The 11,631-nt window shown below is 69.8% G+C and carries 11 protein-coding genes; 9 read left to right on the forward strand and 2 right to left on the reverse strand.

The genetic code is table 11. From position 1 onward, the window contains the following. Position 1: 1 nt before the first annotated feature. The 9 genes from ccrA to AB0D48_RS06455 all read left to right on the forward strand — a co-directional run bounded on the left by ccrA (position 2) and on the right by AB0D48_RS06455 (position 10,450). Positions 2-1,339, forward strand: coding sequence for a crotonyl-CoA carboxylase/reductase (gene ccrA, locus AB0D48_RS06415; RefSeq protein WP_362391402.1), 1,338 nt, complete (start codon positions 2-4; stop codon positions 1,337-1,339). A gap of 21 nt (positions 1,340-1,360) precedes the next feature. Next, positions 1,361-3,439: a protein meaA gene (locus AB0D48_RS06420; protein ID WP_362391404.1), complete on the forward strand. Its 2,079-nt coding sequence runs from the start codon at positions 1,361-1,363 to the stop codon at positions 3,437-3,439. Then, on the forward strand, positions 3,436-4,410 hold the full coding sequence (locus AB0D48_RS06425; RefSeq protein ID WP_249768874.1) for a CoA ester lyase: 975 nt from the start codon (positions 3,436-3,438) through the stop codon (positions 4,408-4,410). The genes AB0D48_RS06420 and AB0D48_RS06425 overlap by 4 nt, the downstream gene beginning before the upstream one ends. A gap of 4 nt (positions 4,411-4,414) precedes the next feature. Further along, the gene (locus AB0D48_RS06430) at positions 4,415-4,927 is read left to right on the forward strand and encodes a MaoC family dehydratase (protein WP_030155134.1); all 513 of its coding nucleotides are present in this window, start codon (positions 4,415-4,417) and stop codon (positions 4,925-4,927) included. Between the two features lie 2 nt (positions 4,928-4,929). Beyond that, the gene (locus tag AB0D48_RS06435) at positions 4,930-6,135 is read left to right on the forward strand and encodes an acyl-CoA dehydrogenase family protein (RefSeq protein WP_136224423.1); all 1,206 of its coding nucleotides are present in this window, start codon (positions 4,930-4,932) and stop codon (positions 6,133-6,135) included. Positions 6,136-6,321: 186 nt separating this feature from the next. Further along, positions 6,322-6,978 carry a phosphatidylserine decarboxylase gene (locus AB0D48_RS06440; RefSeq protein WP_030010161.1) on the forward strand — a complete coding sequence of 219 codons (657 nt, stop codon included), beginning with the start codon at positions 6,322-6,324 and terminating at the stop codon, positions 6,976-6,978. Further along, positions 6,971-7,822 carry a CDP-diacylglycerol--serine O-phosphatidyltransferase gene (pssA, locus tag AB0D48_RS06445; RefSeq protein ID WP_362391408.1) on the forward strand — a complete coding sequence of 284 codons (852 nt, stop codon included), beginning with the start codon at positions 6,971-6,973 and terminating at the stop codon, positions 7,820-7,822. The genes AB0D48_RS06440 and pssA overlap by 8 nt, the downstream gene beginning before the upstream one ends. Positions 7,823-8,456: 634 nt before the next feature. Continuing rightward, positions 8,457-9,941, forward strand: a complete 1,485-nt coding sequence (locus AB0D48_RS06450; protein WP_362391410.1) for an AlkA N-terminal domain-containing protein — start codon at positions 8,457-8,459, stop codon at positions 9,939-9,941. Positions 9,942-9,952: 11 nt separating this feature from the next. Next, positions 9,953-10,450, forward strand: coding sequence for a methylated-DNA--[protein]-cysteine S-methyltransferase (locus AB0D48_RS06455; RefSeq protein ID WP_362391412.1), 498 nt, complete (start codon positions 9,953-9,955; stop codon positions 10,448-10,450). On the opposite strand, the gene AB0D48_RS06460 is transcribed toward AB0D48_RS06455, so the two are convergent. Further along, positions 10,447-10,875, reverse strand: coding sequence for a hypothetical protein (locus AB0D48_RS06460; protein WP_362391414.1), 429 nt, complete (start codon positions 10,873-10,875; stop codon positions 10,447-10,449). The two genes, AB0D48_RS06455 and AB0D48_RS06460, sit on opposite strands and share 4 nt — an antisense overlap. 49 nt (positions 10,876-10,924) lie before the next feature. After that, entirely contained in the window at positions 10,925-11,425 is a 501-nt protein-coding gene (locus AB0D48_RS06465; protein WP_362391416.1) for an NUDIX hydrolase, read from the reverse strand. Positions 11,426-11,631 lie beyond the last annotated feature (206 nt).

The following is an 11,631-nucleotide window of genomic DNA, read 5'->3' on the forward strand; positions in this document are numbered from 1 at the left end:
CGTGAAGGACATCCTGGACGCGATCCAGTCGCAGGCCGCGACGGCCGCCGACTTCGCCGCCCTGCCGCTCCCCGACTCGTACCGCGCGATCACCGTGCACAAGGACGAGGCGGAGATGTTCGCCGGGCTCACCACCCGCGAGAAGGACCCGCGCAAGTCCCTGCACCTGGACCAGGTCCCGGTGCCGGAGCTCGGCCCGGGCGAAGCCCTGGTGGCCGTCATGGCCTCCTCGGTCAACTACAACTCCGTGTGGACCTCGATCTTCGAGCCTGTGTCCACCTTCAGCTTCCTGGAGCGCTACGGGCGCCTGTCGGAGCTCACCAAGCGCCACGACCTGCCGTACCACGTCATCGGCTCCGACCTCGCGGGCGTCGTGCTGCGCACCGGCCCCGGCGTCAACGCCTGGAACCCCGGCGACGAGGTCGTCGCGCACTGCCTCTCCGTCGAGCTGGAGTCCTCGGACGGCCACAACGACACGATGCTCGACCCCGAGCAGCGCATCTGGGGCTTCGAGACCAACTTCGGCGGCCTCGCCGAGATCGCCCTGGTCAAGTCCAACCAGCTGATGCCCAAGCCCGGCCACCTCAGCTGGGAGGAGGCCGCCTCCCCCGGCCTGGTGAACTCCACCGCCTACCGCCAGCTCGTCTCGCGCAACGGCGCCGGCATGAAGCAGGGCGACAACGTCCTGATCTGGGGTGCCAGCGGCGGCCTCGGCTCGTACGCCACCCAGTTCGCTCTGGCCGGCGGCGCCAACCCCATCTGCGTGGTCTCCAGCCCCGAGAAGGCGGACATCTGCCGCGCGATGGGCGCGACGGCGGTCATCGACCGCAACGCCGAGGGCTACAAGTTCTGGAAGGACGAGCACACCCAGGACCCCAAGGAGTGGAAGCGCTTCGGCAAGCGCATCCGCGAGCTGACCGGCGGCGAGGACATCGACATCGTCTTCGAGCACCCCGGCCGCGAGACCTTCGGCGCGAGCGTCTACGTCACCCGCAAGGGCGGCACCATCACCACCTGCGCCTCGACCTCGGGCTACATGCACGAGTACGACAACCGCTACCTGTGGATGTCGCTCAAGCGGATCATCGGCTCGCACTTCGCCAACTACCGCGAGGCGTGGGAAGCCAACCGCCTGATCGCCAAGGGCAAGATCCACCCCACCCTGTCGAAGGTCTACTCCCTGGAGGAGACCGGCCAGGCCGCCTACGACGTCCACCGCAACCTCCACCAGGGCAAGGTCGGCGTCCTCGCGCTGGCTCCCGAGGAGGGCCTGGGCGTCCGCGACCACGAGCTGCGCGCCACGCACCTCGACGCCATCAACCGCTTCCGCAACATCTAAGGGCCAAAGGGACAGCCTGAGATGACAGAGCGCCAGAAGGACCGTCCGTGGCTCATGCGGACGTACGCCGGCCACTCCACGGCCGAGGCGTCCAACGAGCTGTACCGCCGCAACCTCGCCAAGGGCCAGACCGGCCTGTCGGTCGCGTTCGACCTTCCCACGCAGACCGGCTACGACCCCGACCACATCCTCGCCCGCGGCGAAGTGGGCCGGGTCGGGGTCCCGGTCTCCCATCTGGGCGACATGCGGCGGCTGTTCCAGGACATCCCCCTGGAGCAGATGAACACCTCGATGACGATCAACGCCACCGCCATGTGGCTGCTGGCGCTCTACCAGGTGGCCGCCGAGGAGCAGGGAGCGGACGTCTCCCTGCTCCAGGGCACCACCCAGAACGACATCGTCAAGGAGTACCTCTCCCGCGGGACGCACGTCTTCCCGCCGGGGCCGTCCCTCCGCCTGACGACGGACATGATCGCGTACACGGTCAACCACATCCCGAAGTGGAACCCGATCAACATCTGCAGCTACCACCTGCAGGAGGCCGGGGCCACCCCGGTCCAGGAGATCTCGTACGCGATGTCCACCGCGATCGCGGTCCTGGACTCGGTGCGCGACTCGGGCCAGGTGCCCCCGGAGCGCTTCGGCGAGGTGGTCGCCCGGATCTCCTTCTTCGTGAACGCGGGCGTCCGCTTCATCGAGGAGATGTGCAAGATGCGCGCCTTCGGCCGCATCTGGGACAAGGTCACCCGCGAGCGCTACGGCATCGAGAACGAGAAGCAGCGCCGCTTCCGGTACGGCGTCCAGGTCAACTCCCTGGGCCTGACCGAGGCGCAGCCGGAGAACAACGTCCAGCGCATCGTGCTGGAGATGCTCGCGGTCACCCTCTCCAAGGACGCCCGCGCCCGCGCGGTGCAGCTGCCCGCCTGGAACGAGGCGCTGGGTCTGCCCCGGCCCTGGGACCAGCAGTGGTCGCTGCGCATCCAGCAGGTCCTGGCGCACGAGAGCGACCTGCTGGAGTACGAGGACATCTTCGCCGGATCCCACGTCATCGAAGCCAAAGTCGACTCCCTGGTCGCCGACTGCCTGGCCGAGATCGACCGGATCCAGGAGATGGGCGGTGCGATGGCGGCCGTCGAGTCCGGGTACCTGAAGTCCCAGCTGGTCTCCTCGCACGCCGAGCGGCGGGCCCGGATCGAGGCCGGCGAGGACAAGATCGTCGGCGTCAACTGCTTCCAGCAGACCGAGGAGAACCCGCTCACCGCCGACCTGGACGGCGCCATCATGACGGTCGACCCGGCAGTGGAGGCGCTCACCGTCGAGCGCATCGCCCGCTGGCGGGCCGAGCGGCAGGAGTCCTCGGACCGGCAGGGGAACGGCGATCCCTTCGTCTTCCCCACCACCCAGCAGGCCCTGGACCGCCTCAAGGAGGCCGCGGCGGGGACCGAGAACCTGATGGAAGCCACCCTGGAGTGCGCCCGTGCGGGTGTCACCACCGGCGAGTGGTCGAGCGCGCTGCGCGAGGTGTTCGGCGAGTTCCGCGCCCCGACCGGGGTCTCCTCGGCCCCGGTCGCGGTCACGGCCGAGCCCGGTACGCCGATGCACGAGGTCCGCGAGAAGGTGGCCCGTACGGCCGACGAGCTCGGCTCGGGACGGCTGCGCCTGCTGGTCGGCAAGCCCGGCCTGGACGGACACTCCAACGGCGCCGAGCAGATAGCCGTCCGGGCCCGCGACGCCGGCTTCGAGGTGGTCTACCAGGGCATCCGGCTGACGCCCGAGGAGATCTCCTCCGCGGCGCTGGCCGAGGACGTGCACTGCGTGGGACTGTCCATCCTGTCCGGATCCCACAGCGCACTCGTCCCGGACGTCCTCGAACGCCTGCGCGTGGCGGGGGCGGGTGACATTCCCGTCATCGTCGGAGGCATCATTCCGAACGCGGATGCCGTGACACTGAAGGCGGCCGGTGTGGCCGCCGTCTTCACGCCGAAGGACTTCGGCATCACGGAGATCATCGGCCGCATCGTCGACGAGATCCGCAAAGCCAACAAGCTCGACCCCCTTCAGAACACCGCAAACCTTGCAAGCACGGAGGTCCCCGCATGACCACGCCCGTCCACCCGGTCAACCGTCTTCGCCCGCGTCGCTCCTGCCTCGCGGTCCCGGGTTCGAACCCGCGCTTCCTGGAGAAGGCCCAGGGCCTGCCGGCCGACCAGGTCTTCCTGGACCTGGAGGACGCCTGCGCGCCGCTCGCCAAGGAAGGCGCCCGCCACACGATCGTGGACGCGCTGAACAACGGCGACTGGACGGGCAAGACCCGGGTCGTGCGGGTCAACGACTGGACCACCCACTGGACGTACCGCGATGTCATCACGGTCGTCGAGGGCGCCGGTCAGAACCTCGACTGCATCATGCTGCCGAAGGTCCAGGACGCCCAGCAGGTCGTGGCCCTTGACCTCCTGCTGACCCAGATCGAGAAGACGATGGGCTTCGAGGTCGGCAAGATCGGCATCGAGGCGCAGATCGAGAACGCCAAGGGCCTGGTGAACGTCGACGAGATCGCCGCCGCCTCGCCCCGGCTGGAGACCATCATCTTCGGCCCGGCCGACTTCATGGCCTCCATCAACATGAAGTCGCTGGTCGTGGGCATGCAGCCGCCCGGCTACGGCGCGGACGCCTACCACTACATCCTGATGCGGATCCTGATGGCGGCCCGCATGCACAACCTCCAGGCGATCGACGGCCCCTTCCTCCAGATCCGCGACGTGGACGCGTACCGCGAGGTGGCCGGCCGGGCGGCGGCGCTGGGCTTCGACGGCAAGTGGGTGCTGCACCCGGGCCAGGTCGACGCGGCCAACGAGGTCTTCTCCCCCTCGCAGGAGGACTACGACCACGCCGAGCTGATCCTCGACGCGTACGACTGGTGCACCTCCGAGGCGGGCGGCAAGAAGGGCTCGGCGATGCTCGGCGACGAGATGATCGACGAGGCCAGCCGCAAGATGGCCCTGGTCATCGCGGGCAAGGGCCGGGCCGCCGGCATGCAGCGCACCAGCAAGTTCGAGATCCCGGAGGCCTAGGACCATGCAGTTCGGACGCACGTACGAAGAGTTCGAGGTCGGGGCGGTCTACAAGCACTGGCCCGGGAAGACGGTCACGGAGTACGACGACCACCTCTTCTGTCTGCTGACCATGAACCACCACCCGCTCCACATGGACAGCAACTACGCCGAGAACACGACCGATTTCGGCAAGAACGTGGTCGTGGGCAACTACATCTACTCGCTGCTGCTGGGCATGTCCGTCCCGGACGTCTCCGGGAAGGCCATCGCCAACCTGGAGATCGAGTCCCTGCGGCACGTGGCGCCGACCTTCCACGGCGACACCATCTACGGCGAGACCACGGTCCTCGACAAGACCCCGTCGAAGTCGAAGAACGACCGCGGCATCGTCTACGTGGAGACCAAGGGCTACAAGCAGGACGGCACCCTCGTCTGCGTCTTCCGGCGCAAGGTGATGGTCCCGACCGAGACGTACATCAAGGAGCGCGGCGGCGAGCAGCCCGGCCGCCCGCAGCTGAAGGAACAGGGGAAGTAGCCATGGCCCGACTCGCCCAGACCGCCGGGCTCACGGACGTCCAGCGGGAGATCCTCAAGACCGTCCGGGAGTTCGTCGACAAGGAGATCATCCCGGTCGCGACCGAGCTGGAGCACCGTGACGAGTACCCGCAGCAGATCGTCGACGGTCTCAAGGAGCTCGGCCTCTTCGGGCTGATGATCCCGGAGGAGTACGGCGGCCTGGGTGAGTCGCTCCTCACCTACGCCCTGTGCGTCGAGGAGATAGCGCGGGGCTGGATGTCCGTCTCGGGCATCATCAACACGCACTTCATCGTGGCGTACATGCTCAAGCAGCACGGCACGCAGGAGCAGAAGGACTACTTCCTTCCGCGGATGGCGCTGGGCGAGGTCCGCGGCGCGTTCTCGATGTCCGAGCCGGGCCTGGGCTCCGATGTGTCGGCCATCACGTCCAAGGCGGTGAAGGACGGCGACGAGTACGTCCTGAACGGCCAGAAGATGTGGCTGACGAACGGCGGCTCGTCCACCCTGGTGGCCGTCCTCGTCCGAAGTGATGAAGGACACCCCGAGGGCACCGCGCCCCACAAGTCGATGACGACCTTCCTCGTGGAGAAGGAGCCGGGCTTCGGCGAGGTCCGTCCGGGCCTCACCATCCCGGGCAAGATCGACAAGATGGGCTACAAGGGTGTCGACACGACCGAGCTCATCATGGACGGACTGCGCATTCCGGCCAATCGGGTCCTCGGCGGCCAGACCGGCCGCGGGTTTTACCAAATGATGGACGGGGTCGAGGTCGGCCGCGTCAACGTGGCGGCCCGTGGCTGCGGCGTCGCTCAGCGTGCGTTCGAGCTTGGTGTCTCTTATGCCCAGCAACGTCATACTTTCGGCAAAGCCATCGCCGAGCACCAGGCGATCCAGTTCAAGCTGGCCGAGATGGCTACCAAGGTCGAAGCCGCCCATGCGATGATGGTGAACGCAGCACGCAAAAAGGACTCCGGGGAACGAAACGACCTCGAAGCAGGGATGGCGAAGTACCTCGCCTCCGAATACTGCAAAGAGGTGGTGGAGGACGCCTTCCGTATCCACGGCGGGTACGGATTCTCGAAGGAGTACGAGATCGAGCGTCTCTACCGGGAGGCTCCGATGCTGCTGATCGGTGAAGGTACCGCCGAGATCCAGAAAATGATCATCGGGCGACGCCTGCTTGAGGAGTACCGACTCCAGGGCTGAAAGTACCTTTTGCGGCGGATCATCCACTGATTCGTCGCAGAAGTGTCACTGGCAGTCACTGGCCGACGGCCATCGACTCGGCTTCTGGCTTGCCCAGTTGTTGCGCGCAACCGATAGCATTCCAGTAAAGCCGCCGTCCCGTCCCCCCGTTTGCGGCGCGGCAATCACCCGCTACGAAGGTCATCCATGCCCCACAGCCAAACCTCTGCACCTCGCGACAGCCTCCTTGGCGTACGCCTCGCGCGCGGAGCATCGCCGTGGCTTCTGCCGACCGTCGCCACCGCGGCGCTCAGCCTCACCCGGGCTCGCAAGTCCGGGCGCTGGGCCGCGGCGGCCGTGCCCGCCACCGCGCTCGCGGCGGGCATGCTGTGGTTCTTCCGCGACCCCGAGCGTGAGATCGCTCAGGGCCGTGTCATCTCGCCCGCCGACGGTGTGGTGCAGAGCATCATGCCGTGGAAGGACGGGCGGACCCGGGTCGCGATCTTCATGAGCCCGCTGAACGTCCACGTCAACCGTGCGCCCCTCGCGGGCACGGTGACGTCCGTGGAGCACATCCCCGGCGGATTCGTCCCGGCGTTCAACAAGGAGAGCGAGAACAACGAGCGCGTTGTCTGGCACTTCGACACCGAGCTCGGCGACATCGAGATGGTGCAGATCGCCGGCGCCGTGGCCCGCCGCATCGTCCCGTACCTGCCTGCCGGCACCAAGGTCGAGCAGGGCGAGCGCATCGGTCTGATCCGCTTCGGCTCCCGCGTCGACATCTACCTCCCCGAGGGTGTCGAGGTCGCGGTCGAGGTCGGTCAGGCCACCACCGCGGGGGTGACCCGAATTGACCGTGACTGACCCTGAGACTCCCGCCACAGGCTGGGTTCCCGAAGCCGCCGAGGAGGAGTCCGCCGAGGACGACATGCCGCTCTCGCTGCGGCTGTCGATAGCGGACACCCTCACCCTCGGCAACGCGACGTGCGGATTCATGGCGGTGTACTTCACCACCACCGGGATCCTCATCCCGCACCTCACCGGCAGCGGCGAGTCGGGCATGGCCCGGCACAGCGCGGCGACCGCGGTGATACTGATGCTGCTCGCGGCGGTCTTCGACCTCTTCGACGGCATCGTGGCCCGCAAGCTGCGCAGCTCGCCGATGGGCGCCGAGCTGGACAACCTGTCCGACCTGATCAGCTTCGGTCTGGCCCCGGCGTACTTCGTACTGGTGTACGGCATGGTCGCCGACGACGCTCACCAGAAGATGTCGGCACTGGCCGCGATCGTGGTCCTGCTGGCCGTGGTGCTCAGACTCGCGAGATTCAGCTGCGTGACGATGAAGGACGGCATGTTCCAGGGCATGCCGAGCCCCTTCGGGGCGCTGACGGTCGTGTCCATCGTCCTTCTGGAGCTCCCCTTCATCCCGACCCTGCTGGCGATCGTCGGCGTGGCCTGGCTGATGGTGAGCCGGGTCGAGTACCCCAAGCCGCGGGGTGTCCTCGCGGTGGCGATGCTCAGCTGGATCGTCGGGGCGATGGGGCTGCTGGCGGCCTGGGCGTTCGACGCCCCGGGCGGTCAGCTGCTGCTGCAGACCGGCTGCGCCCTGCAGATCGCTCTGGCCGCGACCATTCCGCTGTTCGCGACGACCCGGAGGGCGAACACCTTCCGGCACAACCGCCGCGAGGCCCGCGCCACGCTGCGCTAGCCGCACCTGAATACCCGAGAGGGCCCCGGACGCCACTGGCATCCGGGGCCCTCTGCCTTTCCCCGAGCCCCTGGACCCCTTCCCCACGCCGGCTCCGCTCTCCTGGGGCCCGGCCGCGCTCCCCCGGGGGCTTTGCCCCCTCGGCCCCTTGCGCCCGACCCGGCCCCCGTACGGCGCTACGCGCCACGCCTCGATCGCCCCGGCCCCGCCGGACGCCAAAGCGGGCTTTCATTGCGCGACCACGGAGCGGAGGATGCGCCCCGTACCCGGCGCCTCCGCGCGGGTACGCCCTCACACGCCGGGCGGGCTGGAGTTTGCCCGGGCAGCACCTCCCGACGGCAGCCAAGGAGCGCTGGGTGGCGAAGCCCGCCGGGCACCTCCCGCCCCGCCGGCGATTGAGGCGCGGGGTTCGGGGCGGCGCGCACCGGCGGCGCCGCCCGACACCCTCCGGCCCCCGGCCGGCAGCAGCGTCCGGCGGTGGTCAGGGCGGGTCGAGTCGAGGGCGGGGGGCGGATCCCCCGGGGCGGGCGGAGGCCTGGGGGGCGAGCGCGGCCCCGGCTGCGGCACGGGGGCCGGTAGGCTTGATGTCGGAAAACCGCCAGCCGTGGGGTGTTCCAGCCCGGATCCTGGAGCCATGCACACCGACACCGAGCGCTGCGTCAGAGCCGTGCAGTCGAAGGACGCCCGCTTCGACGGCTGGTTCTTCACCGCCGTCCTGACCACCCGGATCTACTGCCGGCCCAGCTGCCCCGCAGTGCCCCCCAAGGTCGAGAACATGACCTTCCTGCCCAGCGCCGCCGCCTGCCAGCAGGCCGGTTTCCGGGCCTGCAAGCGGTGCCGGCCCGACACGAGCCCCGGGTCTCCCGAGTGGAACGCGCGGGCGGACGCCGTCGCCAGGGCGATGCGGCTGATCCAGGACGGGGTCGTCGACCGCGAGGGCGTCCCCGGCCTCGCCACCCGCCTGGGGTACTCGGCCCGCCAGGTCGAGCGCCAGCTCAACGCCGAACTGGGCGCCGGTCCGCTCGCCCTGGCACGGGCACAGCGCGCCCAGACCGCCCGGCTGCTCATCGAGACATCCGAACTCCCCATGGGCGACGTGGCCTTCGCCGCCGGGTTCTCCTCCATCCGCACCTTCAACGACACCGTCCGCGAGGTCTTCGCCCTCGCGCCGAGCGAGCTGCGGGAGCGTGCGGCGAAGGCCGGCCGCCACAAGAACGCCCAGCCCCGCCTCCCCGGGACGATCAGCCTCCGGCTGCCGTTCCGCACCCCTCTCAACCCGGACAACCTCTTCGGACACCTCGCCGCGACCGCCGTGCCCGGCGTCGAGGAATGGCGCGACGGCGCCTACCGCCGCACCCTGCGCCTGCCCTACGGCACCGGGGTCGTCGCCCTGACCCCGCAGCCGGACCACATCGGCTGCCGCCTCGCCCTGACCGATCTGCGCGACCTGACCATCGCCATCAGCCGCTGCCGCTGGATGCTCGACCTCGACGCCGACCCGGAGGCGGTCGACGAGCAGTTGCGCTCCGACCCGCTGCTGGCTCCGCTCGTGGACAAGGCTCCCGGGCGCCGAGTGCCCCGTACGGTCGACGCGGCGGAGTTCGCCGTACGCGCGGTCCTCGGCCAGCAGGTGTCCACCGCGGCGGCGCGCACGCACGCGGCCCGGCTGGTCACCGCGTACGGCGAGCCGGTGGAGGACCCCCTGGGCGGGCTGACCCATCTCTTCCCCTCCCCGCAGGCCCTGGCCGGACTGAGCCCGGAGTCCCTGGCCATGCCGGGCAGCCGGCGCACCACGTTCACCACCCTGGTCTCGGCGCTAGCCGACGGTTCGCTGCCGCTCGGCATCGGCAGCGACTGGGAGGCGGCGCGGGCCCACCTGTCGGCGCTGCCGGGCTTCGGCCCGTGGACCACCGAGATCATCGCGATGCGGGCGCTCGGCGACCCGGACGCCTTCCTGCCGTCCGACCTGGGCGTCCGGCGGGCCGCGCGGGGGCTCGGGCTGCCGTCCACGCCCTCGGCGCTGACCGCCCGGGCGGTGGGCTGGCGGCCCTGGCGCGCGTACGCCGTGCAGTACCTGTGGGCCACCGACTCCCACCCCATCAACCACCTGCCCGCCTGAGGAGCACGAGCATGAGCAGCAAGCAGCACGCCGTCGTCGACAGCCCCTACGGCCCGCTCACCCTGGTCGCCACGAACGGAGTCCTCAGCGGCCTGTACATGACCGGGCAGCGCCACCGCCCCGCCGAGGAGTCCTTCGGGGAGCGGGTCGCCGCCTCCGAGGAGCCGTTCCCCGAAGTGGTGCGGCAGCTGGCCGCGTACTTCGCCGGGGAGCTCACCGCCTTCGACCTTCCGCTCCGGCTGGAGGGCACCGACTTCCAGCGCAGCGTGTGGGACCAGCTGGTACGGATCCCCTACGGCCAGACCTGGTCGTACGGGCGGCTCGCCTCCGAGCTCGGCAAGCCGAACGCCTCGCGTGCCGTGGGCCTGGCCAACGGGAAGAACCCCATCGGCATCATCGTGCCGTGCCACCGGGTGATCGGAGCCTCGGGCAGCATGACGGGCTACGGCGGCGGGGTCGAGCGCAAGGTGCAGCTGCTCGGCTTCGAAGCCGGCGCGCGGCAGCTCTAGACCACGAGCAGCGGAACCAGCAGGGCGAAGGCGGCGCCCGCCTCCACCGCGTAGCCGTACAGCGACGGGTGCTGGACGGGGGCGGCGAGCAGGACCACGCTCTGCTGGGCGGCGGCCGCCGCCACCCAGTCGGCGTCGGCGCCGAGGTTGCCCTGGTACCAGCCCTCGCAGGAGCCGGGGCCGCTGACGGCGAGGAGGTCGTCCTCGCGCCGGTAGAAGGCCTGCCACTGGGCGGCGGGCACGGACCAGCCCTCGAAGTCGGCGAACTGGGCCCAGCCGCCCTCGCGTATCGCGGTGTCGAACAGCCAGACGGGCGTCCCCTCCGGGGTCACCTCTCCGCCGGCCTGCTGGTCGGTGGTGAAGTGCACCATGGGGAGGGCGTCGGGCCCGTCGGCGGTGCTGGGCCAGGCGTACATCGTGATCATCAGCTGATTCTGTCCTGCTCGGAGTAAGCCCGGTGTTACCTGGCCGGTCTCATGAGAAGCGTGGGCGGCGGCCGTTCTCCAGTTCCACAGCGCCCTCGCCCGACAGCAGGACCCGGTAGGCCTCTTCGGTGCGCCGGCCGAGCGATCCGGGAAGGTACGCGGTGAGTTCGGCGGGGTCGACCAGCCGCCAGGAGAGCAGTTCCTCCTCCTGGAGGGTGACGGAGGCGAGCTGCGCGTCGTCCAGCACCCCGCCGTCGTAGAGGTACGCGACCAGCGGCGGACGGGTCGCGTCCAGGCTCCAGTCGACTGCGAGGAGCCGGCCGAGCGGTACGTCGATGCCGATCTCCTCGGCGCTCTCGCGGCGGGCGGCCGTACGGGGCGACTCGCCGAGGTCCGACTCGATGGTGCCGCCGGGCAGGGCCCAGCCCTCACGGTAGTTGGGCTCGACGAGCAGGACCCGGCCCTCGGCGTCCCGGTAGAGGGCGGCCGCGCCCGCCAGCACCCGGGGCAGGCTCGCGATGTAGGTGGCGTAGTCATCCGTGGTGGTCACCGCGCCACCCTACCCAGGGGCGCCGGGCCCGTCCTCGCGGTCCCGGCCCTTGGACGCGGCGACGCGCCGCAGGTGCGGGACGGGGGACGTGGCTGTTCCGGTGAATCCGCACTCATGCTGCCGCACTATGCAGACATATGTCCCTATATAGGGGTATGGCGTGCGGGGTGTGGCCCAGGCCACTCATGGGCATAGGAGGATCCTCC

The organism is Streptomyces sp. NPDC048269 (assembly GCF_040652395.1).
GTDB lineage: Bacteria > Actinomycetota > Actinomycetes > Streptomycetales > Streptomycetaceae > Streptomyces.

Bases quoted from the DNA above. Each gene is read 5' to 3' on its own strand.
- AB0D48_RS06420 (WP_362391404.1), top strand. From the start codon at position 1,361: ATGACAGAGCGCCAGAAGGACCGTCCGTGGCTCATGCGGACGTACGCC.
- AB0D48_RS06425 (WP_249768874.1), top strand. From the start codon at position 3,436: ATGACCACGCCCGTCCACCCGGTCAACCGTCTTCGCCCGCGTCGCTCC.
- AB0D48_RS06430 (WP_030155134.1), top strand. From the start codon at position 4,415: ATGCAGTTCGGACGCACGTACGAAGAGTTCGAGGTCGGGGCGGTCTAC.
- AB0D48_RS06435 (WP_136224423.1), top strand. From the start codon at position 4,930: ATGGCCCGACTCGCCCAGACCGCCGGGCTCACGGACGTCCAGCGGGAG.
- AB0D48_RS06440 (WP_030010161.1), top strand. From the start codon at position 6,322: ATGCCCCACAGCCAAACCTCTGCACCTCGCGACAGCCTCCTTGGCGTA.
- AB0D48_RS06450 (WP_362391410.1), top strand. From the start codon at position 8,457: ATGCACACCGACACCGAGCGCTGCGTCAGAGCCGTGCAGTCGAAGGAC.
- AB0D48_RS06455 (WP_362391412.1), top strand. From the start codon at position 9,953: ATGAGCAGCAAGCAGCACGCCGTCGTCGACAGCCCCTACGGCCCGCTC.
- AB0D48_RS06460 (WP_362391414.1), bottom strand. From the start codon at position 10,875: ATGATCACGATGTACGCCTGGCCCAGCACCGCCGACGGGCCCGACGCC.